The organism is Chryseobacterium sp. SIMBA_029, from assembly GCF_046535275.1.
Classification (GTDB): Bacteria; Bacteroidota; Bacteroidia; order Flavobacteriales; family Weeksellaceae; genus Chryseobacterium.
The window spans coordinates 400,898-419,752 of record NZ_JAWRXA010000003.1 but is presented as its reverse complement, the minus strand read 5'-3'; the positions used below and the strand labels follow the sequence as shown (position 1 = coordinate 419,752).

Sequence of the window (18,855 nt, the reverse complement as noted above, 5' to 3'; positions counted from 1 at the left end):
AAAGCTCATCAAATTTGATGGGCTTTTTTTGTATTTTTACGCCACTTTTGAAGTCTATAACAGTTATGAATATTTCTATATTAGGTACGGGTTTTATGGGTAAAAAACATAAATCCATTTTAGAACACATCCCCAATGTATATATCAATGCAGAAATTGACCAGCATCAAAACGATCAACCTGCTATTCATTTTCATTCTCTCAATCATTTCCTAGAAGCAAGACCCAATACTGATCTCATTGTCATAGCCACACCTAATCACCTTCATTTTCAGCATGCTAAAACACTTATAGAGCACGGATATCATGTCTTGATTGAGAAACCTTTCGTTTTTAATCTAGAACAGGCCAGGATTCTTCAAGAAGTATCTCTTAACAATAACTGTCAGGTTTTCTTGGTCATGCAAAACCGGCTTTCTTCTGTAACCCGCTTTTTACAAGAATTAGTTACATCAGGAGCGTTTGGCAAAATCTATAACATCCAGTTCAACGCTTTTTGGAACAGAGGTGAGAAATATTATATTAAAGATTCCTGGAAAGGCAAAAAGAGCATGGATGGGGGTATTCTATTTACCCAATTCTCACACCTGATCGATCTCTTATGTCATGCCTTTGATGATGAATTTAATGTTCTATTTAAAGATCTTTCCTCTTTTAGAAATTTTAGTATTTCAGAAATTGAGGATACCGCCATTCTCATATTGGAAGGTAAAAGAGGGAGCAAAGTTTCCATCAATTTTACAACAGCAGTCTTTGAGAAGAATCAGGAAACATCTCTGAATGTTATAGCAGAAAAGGGGACTTTAAAAATATCTGGCCAATATTTCAATGAAATCATTTTTCAACATATCGCAAACCATTCGGAAGAATTTAGTATTCCCCCAACCTCTAATGAAGATAATTTGAGGGAAATGTATTTAGAAATTTTTAAATCTTTAAAAGGAGAAGATAACTGTGCTATCCATTTGAATGATGGAATCCCCCTTGTAACCCTTTTAGAGAATATTTATTCTTAAAGTCCTACTACAAAACCAATATTGGGTACCAATCCACTAGAAAAGGCACTGGATTGTTCTTTCCAAAGTACATTATACATCAATCCCAGCTGCATAAAAGAGTTCCCTCCTATTCTCTGCATGTATCCGCCGCCAAGGTATAAAGCAGTTTCCTCTCCATTCACTTTATAATCGTAAAACTTATCTTTATAGTTAATAAAATAGTGCTGAAGATTAGCGCCTACATAAAACGATCTTGCAAAATAGTAATTGGCAAACGGCCCTACTCCAAACATCGTTGATTTATAAGAGTTTGAAGTCTGCCAGGATACACTTCCAATAACCCCTACTTCCAGATCATCAGTAAGCCGGTATCCGACCCTTGGAGAAGCCTGAAGATAGAACGCGCTGTTACTTCCGAAGCCAAGGCCAATCCCTCCTCCGAAAGTCCATTTATTCGTTTCCTGTGGGGCCGTACCGACCGAAACCTGGCAAAAAACAGATCCTGAAAGTACCAGCATCATTGCAATTGTAATTTTTTTCATAGTATATCGTTTTTATCAATCTCTAAAATTATCATTTTTTTGCGAATCTTTTTAATCGTATTTTTGCCGCGTCAAACTAAGAACTCCCGTTAAGAGTTTCGTAAAATTGAAATAACATGAAAGTAGTTGTAGGATTATCCGGAGGTGTGGATTCCAGTGTTACAGCATATTTGCTGCAGCAACAGGGTCACGAAGTCGTGGCTTTATTTATGAGAAATTGGAATGATGCTTCCGTAACTTTAGAAGATGAATGTCCCTGGATCGAGGACAGCAATGATGCATTGATGGTAGCCCAAAAACTGGGAATCCCGTTTCAGGTAATTGATATGAGTGACCTTTACAAAGAGCGTATTGTAGATTATATGTTCGATGAATATCAGAAAGGAAGAACTCCCAATCCTGATGTTTTGTGCAACAGAGAGGTTAAATTTGATGTTTTCATGAAAACAGCGATGTCTTTGGGCGCTGACAAGGTTGCTACCGGACATTACGCAAGGGTAAACTCTACCTTTGATGAAAATGGAAAAGAAATTTTCCACCTTTTAGCCGGAAAAGACAACAATAAAGATCAGTCTTATTTTCTATGCCAGCTGAATCAGGATCAATTGTCAAAAGCATTATTCCCTATTGGAGAGCTTACAAAGCCGCAAGTGAGAGAAATTGCAAAAGAAATCGGATTGGTCACTGCTGATAAAAAGGATTCTCAGGGATTATGTTTTATCGGTAAAGTGAGTCTGCCTCAGTTTTTACAGCAGCAATTGATTCCTAAAGAAGGTGAAATTGTAGAAATTTTCAAAGATTCTCCAATTTTTTCTCAGGAAAAACCGGAATTTTCTTCTAAAGAAGAAGAGCTGGAATTCCTGTCTCAAAAAATCAATTATAAAAAAACTGACGGAAAAGTAATAGGAAAGCATCAGGGTGCTCAATTTTTCACGATCGGTCAAAGCAAGGGGCTTGGAATAGGCGGACACAAAGAAAGCTGTTTTATCATCTCCAGAGATATGGAAAACAACATTATTTTTGTAGGTGAAGGTCACAGCTTCCCTGGTTTGCATAAAAAAGCACTGAAAGTAGATCTGTCAGAAGTTCACTGGGTTCGTAAAGATTTAACACTGAAATCCGGAGAATCTATGGAAGTAATGGCCAGATTCCGTTACAGACAGGAATTGCAAAAAGCAACTATCTACCAGTTTGAGAATGCATTCTATATGGAATTTGAAGAAGAACAATCAGCGATCGCTGAGGGACAGTTTGCTTCGTGGTATATTGGGGATGAGCTTTTAGGAAGCGGGGTAATTTCGTAGAGATCTTTTAAATTTTCTGTAAAAGTTATTATATATTAAAACCTTGAGCATTCGTGCTCAGGGTTTTATTTTGATTAATTTCAATGAAAATTTCTATCCTTTCAATTAAAAATAACTTGAATACACTTAATATAATCAAATTAATGACAAATAGTTAACACACCAGCCAGTCTTTAAAATCTTTTACTCTGTCTCTGCTTACTGTGATTTCTTCCTGCGGCTGAAATTCTAAATCTACTTTATAATTAGGTGAAGTGTGAATATTTTTAATAAAATCTGAATTGATAATAAACTGTCGGTTTACCCTGAAAAATTTCTTTTCTTCCAGCACTTCTTCCAGTTCATCCAGAGTGAAGTCTGAGGGATAATTTCTTTCCTGTGTCTGCAGATATACAATCTTATTCTCACTGTAAAAGCAGGAAACTTCATGCGTCTGCACAATTTTCAAATTGTAGCCGATTTTCACCAAAATACGGGAAAGGGTACTTTTATCCTTTTTTATTAACTGCTTAATTTCCTGTGAACTGACCGCGTTATCTGAAGGAATAAATGATTTATATTTCTCAATTGCACCCGCCAGGTCTTCGTCTAAGATAGGTTTCAGGAGATAATCGATGCTGTTTAGTTTAAAGGCTTTAAGAGTATATTGGTCAAAAGCCGTTGTGTAGATGATAAAACTTTTTGTAGGAATTTTTTCAAAAATGTCAAATGACAATCCATCTCCCAAAACAATGTCGGAAAAAATAAGCTGCGGGTGTTCATTTTCAGAAAACCAGGTAACTCCTTCTTCTACGGATTCTATCTTTGCAACCAACTGAATTTCAGGAAAAATGCTTAACATTCTTTCTAGTTTTCTTGAAGCTGGTTTTTCGTCCTCAATAATGACAGTTCTGATCATTGACCTAGCGGTTTTTAGTTTTAAAATTTAAGCCCTAAAAGTAAATAAAACTTATGGTTTTTAGAAATTTATTGGTGCCTTATCCTTCTTAAGTTCTTTCTCCAATATTCTTCTTTCCCAGTCTGCGTTAAAAATAAAAAGCTTTACGGCTTTCATCACTAAAACAGCTCCCCAGATGAGTAACAGGATTGATCCATTAAACAAACTTAAGTGAAAGTTTCTGTGTCCTGAATAATCATTAAGCAATGAAATTCCTGCAATGATGGCAAACCAGGCCAGATGTTTATAGAATTTCTTTAGCTCATTGACTCTTTTGTATGCGTTATTATAGTCCATGATATTTGTCTAAAAGGTTATTATAGTTTTTTAAATGACTGATTGTCTTTCTCCATCAATTCTTTGATTTTTTTCTCTTCCCAGGCTTTTCCGATTCCGAAGACATTTACTCCATGAGCAAAAAGCCCCATTCCCCATCCCAGCATAGGCCAGAAGAACCATAAATGTTCCGGAGAAGTAATTAGATTTAATATGGCTAAAAAGGGAATTACCAAACAGTAGGAAGTGAGGTTTCCATAAAATCCTTTCAGTTCTTTTACTCTTCTTGATGCTTTTCTGTAGGCTATCGTTTCTTTGTTAACTGATATTGTTTCCATAAGTTTTTGTTTTAAAATTGTTGAGTTTGTTAGTTTTGTTGAGTCAAAGGTAGAGTGGAAATCGGTCTCTATCAATTTTATCTTACCGAACTGTAGTATTTCGGATCTGAGCTGTAAAAAGGAGTATTTGTATGAAAAAGAATTCCGCTTTTCTTAGATCTGACCTGTAGTTTGAGGTATATTAATAGACAAAAGGAATTAATTTCTTTGTGCTTTTTCTGTATTCAATATATTCTTCTCCAAATTGTTCCACAAGCGCCTGTTCTTCAATAGAAATACGGTAACTAAAGGCAAGAAATGGAGGAATAAATGCTAAAAGTAACGACAGCCAATTGTTTAAATAAAGCCCAAGTCCTAACGATGTCAGCAAAGAAAAAGCATAAGACGGATGGCGAAGATATTTATAGAAGCCTTCTTTTTTAATTTTATGGTCCTCTTTTATTGTAACATCTACTGTAAAATACTTTCCTAAGGATCTGATGATGATAAACCTGAAGATCAAACCAATAAGAATCAATGCTTCTCCTGCGTAATAGATTGATTCTTGATTTGTAATCGGAAATCTCGTCATATTAGAGGCTGTAATAGAAGCGGCAATGGAAAAAGGAATTGCCATCCATAAGATATTCAGGGTTGATTTGTCTTGATTTTGTTTATCAGTCTTCCCGGATTTCAGCATATTTTTATACAGAAATTCACTGATAAACCACGCTGCCATGGAGACATAAAATACGATTTGTAAAGGGTTCATTATTTGATATTTTATGGTTATTATTTATAGTTAAAATGAATTCGCTAAACAGATAATTTGTTTACTGTTCTTTATCCATGAGTTCTTTGATTTTCTTTTCCTCCCATTTGCTTCCCAGCATAAATCCCGAAAAATAGACTGACATTCCGTATACCACCAACACAGCACCCCAAATAATGGGAAGAATAAAATATTCAATATGCCAGATCGTCTCATTTGGACCTAACTCATTGTAATTAAGGTATAAAATAAAGATATTTACTGCCACATAAATGAAAACAGATAGATAAAAGTTTTTGATTCTTTTTACTTTGCGTGCTGCTTCCCTGTATTGCATATCATTTTCATCGATAGTTTTCATGGCTACAAATTTTGTTGTTTATTTTGCTTTTCTAAAATTTTTCTGATCTTTCGTTCTTCCCAGTTTTTACCTATTGCAAAAACATTCATGGCATGAGCTGCAAGACCAATTCCCCATCCTAACATTGGAAAGAAAAACCAAATATTTTTGGGACTCGTCACCAGATTTACAATAATTAGAAACGGAATAACAATACAGTATGAAATGAGATTTCCATAAAACCCTTTTATTTCTTTTACCCTTTTCTGAGCTTTTTCATACGCCTTATCTTTGTTATCTATTTTTGTACTGATCGTATTGGGTTTAACAGACAGTACCGGAAGTTTTACTTTAAAATAATCTTCAGACTTTTCAATAAAGACATTTCTCTTGGTAAGCAGTGAATACCGCTGTACAATATTGGCGAGACCTATTCCTGCACTTTCTTTCATCTGTTCTCTTTCCTGGAGATTATTTTCAATGCAAAGGATGTCATTTTCTGAAAAGATTTTAATAATTAAAGGTTTTGAAGAAGTGGCAAAATTATGTTTTATACAGTTTTCCAACAGCAGCTGAAGGGAAAGCGGTACGACATATCGCCGGTAATCTTCTTTATTGACTTCGAAGATAAAATCTACACTGTCCTCAAATCTTGTTTTTAAAAGATCGCAATAGGTTTTCGCAAATTCTATTTCATCTTCTACAGTGACCAGTTCTTTATCTTTCTGTTCCAGTACATACCGGTAAATCTTTGACATTGAAGCGGTAAACTTCTGGGCTTGCTTCGGATTTTCATCAATTAAGGAGCTTAAAACATTCAAGGAATTAAACAAGAAATGCGGATCCAGCTGATTTTTTAAGCTTTCAAATTGTGCATTTGCTGATGTTGCGATCAATTTTTGTTCAACCACTTCTTTTTTGGAAGTCTTTTTAAGCTCTTCCATAAAGCCTTTAGCGTGGAGAAAAGCAGAAATAAGCAGGGCAATATTCACCATGAACCAATTCATGAAATTATATTTTCCGGAGAAAAACTCTGCGGGCGTAGCCGCTTTCTGAAAAATCACAAAATTGATATAGTTACATAGATACACTAAAATAAAATTGGCAACAAGGATAGAAACAATGCTTATCACGGCTCTTTTAGTAGTAGCTTCAGACCATGGAATCTTTTTGTTTAAAAAGTCGTTTAAAAGGCCGTTTCCAATGCCTAAAAAGAAAGAATACAATGCTGATATCGCAAAGGAAAGGATAAAATTGTGGAGAGTCTTTTCATCCGTAAAGAATAAAAAGAAAAATAGTGCTGTTCCGATGGATACCCAAAGCAGTACAATCAGGTTCTTGCGTTTCATTGTCGTTTTTCTTGGTTCAAAAATAGTTCATATTAAAGGTATCAAAAATAAATTCTTACCGAAGGGTTGATTTTGTTTTCCCAACGGCATAAAAAAACCTTCCTGATTCGGAAGGTTTAATTGTTTTATTATTTTACCGGCTGGCTGATGAAATATTCAGCTTCTGCCTTACCCCAGTTAGGATCTAGTGCAGTTTTGGGCTTATATGCATTGAATTTTGTCAAAGCATCTTTAAACATTTCCAGACCTTTGGTTTTGCTTCCCCCGAACTGTTCAGGAGTAAAGTAAACGTCTTCGGCCTTGATTAGTGCAATTCTCGGATTATCCGGTTCCAATTTTTCTGCTGTATTCATTTCTTCGGTTGCTCTGGCTCCATCTGTCATATAACGCTGTTGCGGATTCACCATCATTCTCAGTGAGAAGGCCATTTTTTTCAGAAGACGAATTTCGGCATTATCAGCTCCTGCAAGATTCTGAGCAGTAGCAAGGTATTTTTCTGCTTCGTCAGCAACACCATCCAATGCCTGGGTATTTCCGTTTCTCATCATTACCCTTCCCTTTTGTATGGTAGAGAATGCGGCATAATATGCGGGCAGCCATTTACTGCTTTCTTTACTTCCAATCCTTTGAAAATCGTTGGCTAACGTCTGAAAATCTTCAGGAGTTTTGCAGGTTTCTATTTTTGCGATTTTGTCAGACATGATTTTGTCATAATCTGCCTGAGCAAAAGCTGTTAAGCTTACGAAAGCTAAAGCAAAGCTTAATAAGTATTTTTTCATTTTTCTAATTTTTTTGAGGTTTTTATTTTTGTTCTAAGATATGTATTCCGTGGTTTGCATTCCTGTTTTGGATGCTTATATTTTATAAATTATTGTTGATGGCATCCTGTGTTCTGTCAACTCCAAAGCTGATAAAAGCCCCTACAAAGACAAAAGTATTTACCGGAGGCACGACTGCCGAACTTCTTGCGCCGTCCATAGAAAAATTATACCCATATACATTTTTTGCTCCCAGCACATTGGAAATGCTTAACACGAATACGGTAAAGGATTTTGAATCTTTTTTTCCAAGATTGGGCAGGTAATTAAAACTTATATTCAGGGCATTATAGTCTTTCAGGGAGCCTTCATGTCGGATGATATTGGTCGTATTCTGAGTCAGGATATCATAATACGGTCTTCCTTTTGAATAGGTGTAGGAAAGATTGACGCCTAGCTTCCATTCCGGGATAAATCTTTTAGCTACTGCAGAAAGCGTGTGGGCAGATGCGAAATTGGGCTTTAGGCTCACGGGATAATTCATGAAATCCCTTTTTGAATCCAGAAATGAATAACTGATCCAGTAATCTATATTATCAAAGGTCTTTTTATCTCTCCAGAATAACTCCAGTCCTTTTGCGTAACCATAACCATCATTATTGAAGGCACTTTGAATCTGTTGATTCTGACTGACATCCGGTGTGATATTGATCGTTTTGACTAATTGATCGTATTTTTTATAAAAGGCTTCCAACCGAAGGCTTCTTCCTTCCGAAGCTCTTTGAATCTGTAAAATATAATGTTGAGATTTTTGAAAATCTAAATCCGCAGGTCCGTTGATATATTTACTTTCAGGATTCTGGAAGAACAATCCGTAGGCTAGAGATGTTGTCCAGTTTGTTGCTAAACGATACGCCAGTGCCAAACGGGGTGCGATATTGTTTTTGTCCAGAAAAGAAGAATGTTCTGCTCTCACTCCTATTTTTGCGGATAGCGCATTGCTGAATCCTAAATCTGTTTCTGCAAATACAGAAGAAATCAAATCTTTGTAATCTTTGTTTACTGCTTCAAAATTGAGTTTTTCATCGGTATTATTGAATTCAAAACCTCCTCTTAAGGCACTTATTTTATTGATTTTCCTTTCTAAAACAGCTTTGAAGTTGATATAATTGCCATCTGTTAAAAGCTTTGTCCTGTCCGATTCTACATCACTTGTCTGTGTTGAAAAATTAAGGTCCGACTGATTGTATGAATAGGAAGCTCCTGCATTGAACAGATATTTCCCGAATTTCTGTCTGAAAGAAAGATTATGATAGGTATTTTTTCCTTTTAGTCTGATCATGTTAAAATCATAGCCTGGCTCCAGGCTTTCTGATTTTACTCCCATTTTATTGCTGTCGTACATTCCGTAGTATTTGAAAAACCCTCCGGATTTTGTTTTAATTCTGACATTAAAATCGCCGTTAAGCCCTTGTGGAGCATCAATAAAATCGGTGTTAAAATTAATCACCTTCTGCATCAGGCTCAGAATAGAATACCCTAAAGTGGCTCCGTAAGAGTAATTCTTATTGTCACCTAATTTCTGAAATCCGGCACTTAAAAATATTGGAGAAATTCCAAAATCATAAGAACTCTGATCCGGAAGATCTACACTTTCCAGCATCAAGGCCCCTGAAAGTGCCTGTCCATACAGTGCAGAATATCCACCGCTTGAAAAGATATTTCCTTTAAAAAGCGAAGTATTAAAACGATCCCTTCCTGCGATTCCCGGCACGGAATTGGAAAAATAATTATTGATCAAACTGCCATCCATGAAAATTTTAGCTTCTGTTCCGGTACCTCCTCTGATGAAAAGTCCTTCTGATTCCCCCACTTTCTGAACGCCCGGAAGATAATTTAATGCTGAAGAAATCTGTCCGTCTGCCCCTGCCGTTGTATAAATATCAATGGGAGTAAGTAATGCTGTGGCTCTTTTTTTATCACTTGCTTCAATGGAACCTGCAGAAACTACAACGGCATCAATTTCACTGATCTGCTCTTTAAGATCTACACTTACTGAAAGATCCTGACTTTCAACAAGTACTGGTTTTTCAACCGTTTCATATTTAGGATGGGTAAAAGTCAGGATATGATTTCCTTTTTCTGAAGTTTCAAAAGTGAAATTTCCCTGTGCATCCGTGGTGGCACCATCATAGGTGTCTTTTAAAGTGACATTTACTTCAGCTACTCCTTTATTTCTGAATGCTACTTTTCCGGAAACCTTCACCTGAGCATATCCCAAAAAGAAGGATAAAAAAGTAATCAGAAGTAATAATCGATGTCCTTGTGTTTTCATTGTTATTAATTTTCGATTCAAAAATACGTGCGGAAATGCCTTCGTCGGAAAAAAAACTTACTGAAAGGTATTCTTTCGTTACTGAACAGCATATTATGGAATAATCATAAAAAATCAGGGCTTGTTTGAATGGCAATATCTTGTAACCGGCTTAGATTTCTGTTTTAAAAAGTTGCTTTTTTATTCGTTTTACAAGAGTTCTTCCAACTCCACATGTACATAAATATTATTTTCTTCTCCAGTATTAATATCTGTGGATGCGATACAACTTTGATATTTTTCATCAATGAAGAGCTCTTTTATGTAGAATTTTTCATTTCCAATGCTGCATTCATTTTCTGTAATTTCAAAAGATTCTAAAGGAATCATCATACCCTCTCCATGGGCTTTCAATACGGCTTCTTTATTTGTCCAATAGGTAAAAAAGCTTTTGATTTTGGAGTCGGAATGGTGTATTTTATGAAATTCATCAGGCGTCATCTGAGGTTTAAAATCCAGATAATTAATCTGTGGATCTAAAAATTCAACATCGATACCTATCGGAGCTTCAGCAATAGCGCAAACCACTAGATCTTTGGAATGAGAGATATTAAAATGTATATCATGCCTCTTCAAAATGGGTTTCTTATTCGCTAATACATCTATTTCAACATCTTGTAGATTGTAATATACTCTTAGTCCATGTTCTAAAAGAACCTTTCCCAGTAAAGACAGCTGTGCATCCTGCCATCTCCGGTATTTAAGGATATCTTCCCTGAATTTTCCGGAAAAAATAGGCAAGTATGTATCCAGGAGATCCTGATGTTTCTCTTCGTGTATAAAAGCATATAAGATGATCATTCACTATTATTTATCCTTTCAAAAATACTATTAAAAATGTCTTCCTTCATAATTCCACAGAAAGACATTGATTCAGATTATCAGATCGGAATACAGAAGTCGACCAGCATCTTACCTTCAGGGTGTTCTTTAAAATTAGAATGATAGATCTCAAAAGGGAATGCTTTTCTCATGGAATATTTATTTTCATTCATCCACAAGAAAAGGGATACCCAGCATTGTTCAAAGTCGCTTAATGTCATCTCCCCGCTTCCAATAATGAATTTTCCGGCAGCAATGCTTTCGGGGAAAATTTCCCCTTCCGGCTTGCTCATCTTTTCATTCAAAAGCATGCAGGCATGAATTCTAACTTTTTCCGCAGGAGTGACCTTGAAGCTGTCATGGTATACGGAAATCATTTTAACGTGTTCTGCGGGAAAGAGATTTTTCTTTTTAGCCCAATCAATGAGGGTGGTATACGAAGGCTCTACATTCGCAATTCCAAGGCTCATTACAGAGGCCAGATTCATTTCCGGCAATTCTTTTATTTCAATTTTTAAATTCATTGTTGACCAATTTAACAGGTTTTCTATTCTACAAATGTAGGGTGCGAAAACCGCTGCTATTTGTCCGTTCTTGCTTTCTTTCTGCACAACTTTATGAAAGGTTTCCGGTGCTGATTTCCGGAATGCAGAGGGTGATATTCCATAATATTTTTTAAATGTTTTACAAAAAACCGAATGACTTGAAAATCCCAGATCAAGATAGATTTCTTTTATTTCAACCTCCTTCCGGACAGCCAGATAAAAAGCACTTTTTTCTATTTTCTTTCTTACAATATAGATTTGGAGCGTCTCTCCTGTTATAAGCTTAAATATTCTGTGAAAATGAAATGGCGAATAAGCCCCGATTTCTGCAATTCTCTCTAAAGAAAGATCGGCATCAAGGTGATCATCAATATATTGGATGGTTTTTACAATCCTTTTTGTATATTCTTCCAATTCGAAGGGTTTATCGGTAAAGATATTAAGATCGGCTCAACCGGAGTTGTCTTTTATTGCTGCTTTTTGAAAAAGAACTGCAATCATAAAGTCTTTTAAAAATAATCTCTACATTTATATGATTATAAAATCACGTAAAATCATATACAATGAAAGTACAAAAATTAGCATTATTGGCAGGATGCGCATTATTTGCTGTTTCTTGCGGAACAATGAAAACCTATCCTGTAAACGCTAAAAGCGGAACACAGACAGGAGGAACTGCTAAGTTTACCCAAGCAGGAAGTGAGGTAGTTATGAAGCTTGATGTAACAAACCTTACTCCAGGAATCCATGCGGTACATATTCATGAAAAAGGTGACTGCTCTGCTGCAGACGGAACTTCAACAGGAGGACACTGGAACCCTGCAAAGGACGACCATGGTAAATGGGGTGCTGAACATTTCCACATGGGAGATATCGGTAATCTGGTAGCAGACCAGAGCGGTAATGCTACGCTGACTTTCAAGACTGACAAATGGTGTCTTGGATGTACAGATGAGTCGAAGAATATTATCGGAAAAGGTCTTATTGTACATGCAGCAGCGGATGACTTTCATACTCAGCCTACAGGGAATGCAGGCGGAAGAGTAGGATGTGTAGAGATTAAATAATTGAGTATTTGCAATAAAAAACCGCTGATTTTCATCAGCGGTTTTTTTATGTTTATGATTTTGTCCCCATGTCTGCAACGATATTCATTGCTTCCTGAAGGTATGGATCCTTTTTAAGGTTCTTGATCCACATATCAGATTTTTTCTTGAAGGCTTCATCTTTTTTCTCTCTTTCCATTTCTCCCGGATACATAGTAAATTTAAGGCCGTTTTCAAATTTGGTTAATGCCTTGAATTTTTCAATCTGAGCTTTTCTCTGCTTCATCAATTCATTAAATTTATTGATATTAAGCGTGATCGTTTCTTCTTTATCCAGTTTTTCTCTCCATTGGGCAGATTCTAATAGCAACTGATAATTGTTGTTCTTAGCCATTCTTTCTGCACTTGATTTCTCAAGGGCTACTGCATTGAAGTAGTTTAATTTTTTAAAGCTTGTCCCTGGAATTTTATCCCATGCCAATGCATAATCATCATAGCGCTCTCCTACTTCAGCATAAGTAAAGAAGTCTTTCATCTGAATATCAGAAACAATTCCTTTTCTCTGAGTAGATTCTCCTGTGATTCTGTAAAACTTCTGAATGGTCAGTTTTAAAGATCCGAAATCATCTTCTGTATTTAAGAATCTGTTTAAATCAACAAATGTCTGAACGGTACCTTTTCCAAATGACTGCGGAGAACCGATAATCATTGCTCTTCCGTAATCCTGCATTACTCCTGCCAAAATCTCTGAAGCGGATGCTGAAAGTTCATTCTGCATGATCACCAAAGGTCCTGTCCAGATTGGAGTTTCATTCTTATTTTTTAAGGTTTGAATCTTACCGTTTCCGTCTTTTACCTGAACATAAGGTCCTGCTTCCATGAAAAGACCCATGATATCTCCAACTTCCGTTAAAGAACCACCACCATTGTTTCTCAAGTCTAATACGATTCCTTCGATGTTCTGAGATTTCAGTTTAATGATTTCATTTTTAATATCATCAGAAGCATTTCTTCCTTTAGCATCTTCAAAATCAGCATTAAAGCTTGGAAGGTTGATGAAACCATATTTTTTCCCGTTTGGAGAATTTACCACAATACTTCTTGCGAAAGTATCTTCGATGGCTACCTCTTCACGGATCATCGTTACGTCTTTCGTTGTACCATCTTTCTTCTGAACCGTTAATGTTACCGGTGTTCCTTTTTCTCCTCTGATTAATCGTACTGCTTCATCAGAAAGCATTCCTACTACATTTACAGCATCACTTTTCGGATTCGATCTTACTTTCAGAATTTTATCTCCTTCTGAAAGCTGTTTAGATTTCCATGCCGGTGCACCAATCGTTAAAGCGCCCAGATACAGGTTACCTTTTTTCTCCTGAATAAGTGCTCCAATACCGATTACTTTACCTTTAAACTGAGTATCGAAATCTTCTTTATCTTTTGGAGAATAATAGTTGGTATGCGGATCGAATACCTCAGTATACGCATTCATGTACACGGTAAACCAATCCATTTTCTTTCTCTTCTTGAATCTGGTAAATGTTTCTTTTACAAGATCTTTCACTTCGTCCGTCGCTTTGATTCTTTTTTGATCAGGGGAAAGCGGCTGGAATTTGATCGTATCTTTCAGGTTATACTTTTGAACAGAATCTTTTTTCTCTTTTTGAGCTTCTTCTTTGCTGTTCATCGATTCTATTTCCTGAAGAATATTGTATTTAATGAATTTTTTCCATTCATTATACTGCTCCTGCTTATTAGCCGGCACTTTTTTAAGTTTCGGTTCAAGGGTCAGGGATTCGTCTTCTTCAAGGTTAATCGGCTTGCTGAAAATATCCTGAGTAATTTTATCAATCTCATCTACCCTTTGATACAATCTGTCGATGGTAAGTTTATAGAAAATCAAATCTCCCTGGCTGATATAATCGTCAAGCTTGGTTTCATGCTTGCTGAATTCATCCATATCCGACTGCAGGAAATATCTTTTTCCTGAATCGATTAATTCAAAATAATGCTTATAAACATCCTTTGAATAGGCATCATTAATAGCTTTGGGACTATAATGCAAATAAGAAAGTGTATTTTTAACGCTCACCATTATTGTCTGCATTTTTTCATCATCATTTTTAGGTGAGTTGAAGCAAAACATTAGACTTGTTAATGGAATTAGGAGTAAAAATTTATTTAGTTTAAAATTTTTCCACATAAACTGTCTGAATTTATTATTTTTTTTAAAGTATGTACTGATATTAGTAGCAACATTTAATTCGCTGTTACAAACTATCAAATTTAATACCTTATTTACAATTATCAGATAGTTTTACATATTTTTGTTAAAAGAAATACAATATAATAGTTGTTCATCTTTATGAATAATACCTAGTCCTGAAATAATGGTCTTTTTTTAATTCTTGAACTACCGAAGATAGCATTCCAAATTAAGGGATTAAAGTTGTTGCTAACTCTCCTGAATTGTTTACTGATATTTTATATCTGCTTCCATTTGGTGAACGTAAAATAAGACCTTTTGTTGAAGATGAAATTTCAATATCTTTATTAGATGTATTTCCTTTATCCACAACAGTTTGTAAACTATCTAATGTATTTGAAATATCTGTTAATCCAATGGTTCCATCAGGTTTAGATACTAATATTTTTGTAAATGATGAGTCTGCTTTTAATTCCTTAGGAAATATTAGTAAACCATCGGTATTTGTTGCATATACTCCATACCCAGAGCCACTTCCTGAATTATTGTCTCCTGTCATTAAGACAACGTTACCTGCAGAGGCTGTCACTTGTCCCCATTCATTAACTCCATTAGTTCTGTTGGCAAAAAATTGAATACCGGAAGATTCAAAATCTGTTTGAGATAAATAATTAGAATCTTGTAAAACAGCATGACTTCCAGTATTCATAACGTTTTGCAAGTTAGATGATTGAGAAATATCTACGTAAATTGAACCACTCCATCTATATAATTTATTCTTATCTAATGCTATATATAGTTTTCCTTGCTCACCTATAATTGGAAAAGTCGCAAAATTTGCAAATTCTAATATATCATCAACATAACTCGGAAGTTGAGATGCAGGAATTTTTCCACCTACCAAATCTGCCTTTTGTGAAAAATCATAATTGATCTGTTCTAAAGGTAATTTTTCTTCTTTATGCCAATAGGAGTCCTGCCAATCCCAAAAGTGTTCTTGTATAGGCTTGTCTCCGTTTTCAAATAATTGTTTTAATTCGTCTTTTGATTTCATTTTCGTAAATGTGTTTTATTGTATGCTTTAGGCTTGCTTATCACTTTTCACCTTCAGCAGTTTGTTTAAATTGTTGAAAGTTTCTTTTTAGTAGAATACTTTCGAAGATTTAGCTTTATTTTTTAAGGTGGTGTCCTACTAATGGATATCCACCCTGCCTCTTAATATCATGTTTCATTTTGTTTTTTTTCTCTTAGGCAAATATCCATTGAGAAAACGACAGAACTCGTCGTGTTAAAAAGAAAGATTATATTTTGTAGATTGCTTTTTATCTGGTATCATAAAATAATAGTTTTATAAGACAGATAGGATTTTCCGCTCTTTGAAAAATTCAAGCTTTATAAAAAATGTTTTTATAAAGCTTGAATTTTTCAATATTTCGATGTAATTTTTCTATAAAATGAACAGTACTTAAATCTTAATTTATTGTAAAAAGGTATTAAAAAAAGATAAAATTAAAATATGAACAATTCACATTGTATATTTGTAAAAATTAAAATATTTTATGGAAAGACCTCTTATTCTGGTTACTAATGATGATGGAATTACAGCACCAGGAATCAGAAACCTTATCAGTTTTATGAACGAGATTGGAGAAGTGGTTGTTGTAGCACCCGATTCTCCTCAAAGTGGAAAAGGACATGCCATTACCATTAATTCTACCTTAAGTTTTGAAGAAGTAAGCTTAGAAGGGCCTCAAACCGATTTTTCATGCAGTGGAACTCCTGTAGATTGTGTAAAGATGGCTCTTGATAAAATTTTAACAAGAAGACCGGATATCGTTGTTTCAGGAATCAATCACGGAGCCAACTCTTCTATCAATGTGATCTACTCCGGGACCATGTCCGCAGCAGTAGAAGCAGGTGTTGAAGGTATCCCAGCCATTGGATTCTCCCTGCTTGATTTCAGCTGGGAAGCAGACTTCACACAGGCTAAAGAATTTATTCAGAGTATTGTCCGAAGAACATTAGAAAATCCAATGCCGAAAGGAATTGTATTAAATGTAAATATTCCGAAGCTTTCCGCCGGAGAAATTAAAGGAATAAAAGTATGCAAGCAGGCCCAGGCAAAATGGGAAGAAAGCTTTGATGAAAGAATCAATCCTCACGGGAAAAAATATTACTGGCTGACAGGATATTTCAACAATATGGATGAGTCTGAAGATGCTGATGAAACGGCATTAGCCAATGGATATATTTCAATTGTGCCTGTAAAGTTTGATATGACTGCGTATGAGTATATGAAAACGCTGGAAGAAGTAATGAATTTTAATTAATGTACGAGAAATTAGATAATCCTGTTTATCATTCACTTAATGAATATCATCAGAAGTTTTGTTTATCCTTTGGTGATACTAAATTCTATACCCCTGAAGTAGCTGCTTTTGGAGGTTCTTTACAGCAAGCAACGGAAAGTGAACTCACCGACTATCAAAAGATCTGTGATGATTTTCTGATTTTCGGGGCTCAACCTGATACCGGGAACTTTACCAAAGATATATCCAGGCTTGTCTGTGATCAATACGTGTTGGAAAACAATACTGAAATTGACTTTACTGAAAAAATCATCCTTTTACAGGAGGAAAACCAGGAGGAGCTATTGGCTTTTGTGAGAAAGTTTTATCCTCATTACTTTAAAAACAGAACGCCGGAATTAGGACGTTATTTTGGAATTTTCAAGGATGATAAGCTTGTAGCTGTTACTGGCGAAAGAATGCAGATGAATGATATGACGGAAGTAAGTGCCGTAATCACCGATACAGATTATTTAGGTAAAGGGTATGCCAAACAGCTGGTAGCGTTCGTTGCTGGTAAAATTTTTGAAGATGGCAAAACGCCTTTTCTCCATGTTGCTGAAAGTAATGAAGGTGCCAAAAAACTGTATGAGAAACTGGGTTTCCATCACAGAGGAAAAATAAATTTGTGGGGTATTAAGGGGTAATTCCCTATCCTAGTTAAGATATAAACCGTTAAGATTAGGTATTTCCTAGGTCTTAACGGTTTTTTATTAAATGCAATACAAAAATAAGGTTACCTACTGAAAATCAATTGAATTAAAGAACCTTAAACATTCATCTTTTTATATAAAAAAAACATAAAATCCCGTATTTCCGGGTTTTCATTAAATCTTTTTCCTACATTTATTATGAGTTAATTTTTCCAAATTATGAGAATAGAATATGATATAAAGTTAGGATTTAAGGATGTAATGTTCCGCCCTAAACGTTCCACTTTAAAATCCCGCTCGGAGGTTAGTCTTGAAAGAGAATTTACCTTTAAGCATACGAAAAAGAAATGGCAGGGTATTCCGATTATTGCAGCCAACATGGATACGGTAGGGACTTTTGAAATGGCGGTAGAACTGGCAAAAGAAAAAATTATTACTGCCGTTCATAAACATTATTCTGTTGAAGAATGGACTGCATTTTTAGACAGCCAGCCTGAAAGCATTCATCAATATATTGCTTTGAGTACCGGAACAGGAAAAGCTGATGAAGAAAAGATCAGACAGATCCTCGAAAAGCACCCAAAAATTGAGTTTCTGTGTATTGATGTAGCCAACGGATATTCTGAGCATTTTGTGGACTTTGTGAAGAAGGCAAGAGGCAATTTTCCAGATAAAATTATCATGGCAGGAAATGTTGTTACCGGAGAAATGGTAGAAGAACTTCTTCTAGTAGGCGCTGATATTATTAAAGTGGGAATTGGACCCGGATCTGTTTGTACAACGCGTATAAAAACGGGTGTGGGCTATCCGCAGCTTTCAGCTATTATAGAATGTTCTGACGCTGCACATGGTTTAGGAGGCCATATTATTGCAGATGGTGGATGCAAGGTTCCTGGTGATGTGGCAAAAGCTTTCGGTGGTGGAGCAGATTTTGTCATGCTTGGCGGTATGTTTGCCGGCCATGATGAAAGCGGCGGTGAAATGATTGAAGAAAATGGCAAAAAATTTCGCCTTTTCTATGGAATGAGCTCAAAAACAGCGATGGATAAACATTCCGGAGGTGTGGCCGAATACCGTTCATCTGAAGGTAAAACCGTAAAAGCAGCCTATAAAGGTCCTGTTTCTGAAACCGTAAAAGATATTTTAGGGGGAGTGCGCTCAACCTGTACATATGTTGGGGCTTCCAAACTGAAAGAGTTGTCTAAGAGAACTACTTTCATACGGGTGCAGGAGCAGGAAAACCAGATTTTTAAAGACTAAAAAAGAAA

Annotated in this window: 19 protein-coding genes; 6 read left to right on the top strand and 13 right to left on the bottom strand. The window is 35.7% G+C overall.

Annotated features, from left to right (window positions below):
• Positions 1-17: 17 nt before the first annotated feature.
• Positions 18-1,016: a Gfo/Idh/MocA family protein gene (locus SB679_RS07450; RefSeq protein ID WP_410701698.1), complete on the top strand. Its 999-nt coding sequence runs from the start codon at positions 18-20 to the stop codon at positions 1,014-1,016.
• Here the strand turns inward: SB679_RS07450 and SB679_RS07445 are convergent.
• On the bottom strand, positions 1,013-1,540 hold the full coding sequence (locus tag SB679_RS07445; RefSeq protein ID WP_410701633.1) for a hypothetical protein: 528 nt from the start codon (positions 1,538-1,540) through the stop codon (positions 1,013-1,015). The two genes, SB679_RS07450 and SB679_RS07445, sit on opposite strands and share 4 nt — an antisense overlap.
• Positions 1,541-1,656: 116 nt before the next feature.
• Here SB679_RS07445 and mnmA point away from each other — a divergent pair, with 116 nt between their 5' ends.
• On the top strand, positions 1,657-2,844 hold the full coding sequence (mnmA, locus tag SB679_RS07440) for a tRNA 2-thiouridine(34) synthase MnmA (RefSeq protein WP_410701632.1): 1,188 nt from the start codon (positions 1,657-1,659) through the stop codon (positions 2,842-2,844).
• Positions 2,845-2,998: 154 nt separating this feature from the next.
• Here mnmA and SB679_RS07435 read toward each other — a convergent pair whose 3' ends face one another.
• The 10 genes from SB679_RS07435 to SB679_RS07390 all read right to left on the bottom strand — a co-directional run bounded on the left by SB679_RS07435 (position 2,999) and on the right by SB679_RS07390 (position 11,748).
• Positions 2,999-3,742, bottom strand: a complete 744-nt coding sequence (locus SB679_RS07435) for a LytR/AlgR family response regulator transcription factor (protein WP_410701631.1) — start codon at positions 3,740-3,742, stop codon at positions 2,999-3,001.
• A 60-nt stretch (positions 3,743-3,802) separates the two neighbouring features.
• Entirely contained in the window at positions 3,803-4,078 is a 276-nt protein-coding gene (locus SB679_RS07430) for a 2TM domain-containing protein (protein ID WP_410701630.1), read from the bottom strand.
• A 20-nt stretch (positions 4,079-4,098) separates the two neighbouring features.
• The gene (locus SB679_RS07425; protein ID WP_410701629.1) at positions 4,099-4,395 is read right to left on the bottom strand and encodes a 2TM domain-containing protein; all 297 of its coding nucleotides are present in this window, start codon (positions 4,393-4,395) and stop codon (positions 4,099-4,101) included.
• A 181-nt stretch (positions 4,396-4,576) separates the two neighbouring features.
• Positions 4,577-5,146, bottom strand: coding sequence for a methyltransferase family protein (locus SB679_RS07420; protein ID WP_410701628.1), 570 nt, complete (start codon positions 5,144-5,146; stop codon positions 4,577-4,579).
• A 61-nt stretch (positions 5,147-5,207) separates the two neighbouring features.
• On the bottom strand, positions 5,208-5,507 hold the full coding sequence (locus SB679_RS07415; RefSeq protein WP_410701627.1) for a 2TM domain-containing protein: 300 nt from the start codon (positions 5,505-5,507) through the stop codon (positions 5,208-5,210).
• 2 nt (positions 5,508-5,509) lie between these two features.
• Entirely contained in the window at positions 5,510-6,835 is a 1,326-nt protein-coding gene (locus SB679_RS07410; RefSeq protein WP_410701626.1) for a 2TM domain-containing protein, read from the bottom strand.
• 128 nt (positions 6,836-6,963) lie between these two features.
• On the bottom strand, positions 6,964-7,614 hold the full coding sequence (locus tag SB679_RS07405; RefSeq protein WP_410701625.1) for a hypothetical protein: 651 nt from the start codon (positions 7,612-7,614) through the stop codon (positions 6,964-6,966).
• An 82-nt stretch (positions 7,615-7,696) separates the two neighbouring features.
• The gene (locus tag SB679_RS07400) at positions 7,697-9,928 is read right to left on the bottom strand and encodes a TonB-dependent receptor (protein WP_410701624.1); all 2,232 of its coding nucleotides are present in this window, start codon (positions 9,926-9,928) and stop codon (positions 7,697-7,699) included.
• Between the two features lie 189 nt (positions 9,929-10,117).
• Positions 10,118-10,768, bottom strand: coding sequence for a 4'-phosphopantetheinyl transferase family protein (locus tag SB679_RS07395; RefSeq protein WP_410701623.1), 651 nt, complete (start codon positions 10,766-10,768; stop codon positions 10,118-10,120).
• Between the two features lie 80 nt (positions 10,769-10,848).
• Positions 10,849-11,748: a GyrI-like domain-containing protein gene (locus tag SB679_RS07390; protein ID WP_410701622.1), complete on the bottom strand. Its 900-nt coding sequence runs from the start codon at positions 11,746-11,748 to the stop codon at positions 10,849-10,851.
• A 149-nt stretch (positions 11,749-11,897) separates the two neighbouring features.
• Here SB679_RS07390 and SB679_RS07385 point away from each other — a divergent pair, with 149 nt between their 5' ends.
• Complete coding sequence (locus SB679_RS07385) at positions 11,898-12,401, top strand: superoxide dismutase family protein (protein ID WP_410701621.1); 504 nt, start codon at positions 11,898-11,900, stop codon at positions 12,399-12,401.
• 52 nt (positions 12,402-12,453) lie between these two features.
• On the opposite strand, the gene SB679_RS07380 is transcribed toward SB679_RS07385, so the two are convergent.
• Positions 12,454-14,583 carry a carboxy terminal-processing peptidase gene (locus tag SB679_RS07380; protein ID WP_410701620.1) on the bottom strand — a complete coding sequence of 710 codons (2,130 nt, stop codon included), beginning with the start codon at positions 14,581-14,583 and terminating at the stop codon, positions 12,454-12,456.
• Between the two features lie 232 nt (positions 14,584-14,815).
• On the bottom strand, positions 14,816-15,640 hold the full coding sequence (locus SB679_RS07375) for a hypothetical protein (RefSeq protein WP_410701619.1): 825 nt from the start codon (positions 15,638-15,640) through the stop codon (positions 14,816-14,818).
• Between the two features lie 505 nt (positions 15,641-16,145).
• On the opposite strand from SB679_RS07375, the gene surE reads away from it, so the two are divergent.
• From surE to SB679_RS07360, 3 genes are all read left to right on the top strand, one after another.
• Complete coding sequence (gene surE, locus SB679_RS07370) at positions 16,146-16,916, top strand: 5'/3'-nucleotidase SurE (RefSeq protein ID WP_410701618.1); 771 nt, start codon at positions 16,146-16,148, stop codon at positions 16,914-16,916.
• A complete protein-coding gene (locus SB679_RS07365) occupies positions 16,916-17,581 on the top strand; it encodes a GNAT family N-acetyltransferase (RefSeq protein WP_410701617.1) in 666 nt (221 codons plus the stop codon). Before surE ends, SB679_RS07365 begins: the two co-directional genes overlap by 1 nt.
• 225 nt (positions 17,582-17,806) lie before the next feature.
• Entirely contained in the window at positions 17,807-18,847 is a 1,041-nt protein-coding gene (locus SB679_RS07360) for a GMP reductase (protein ID WP_410701616.1), read from the top strand.
• Positions 18,848-18,855 lie beyond the last annotated feature (8 nt).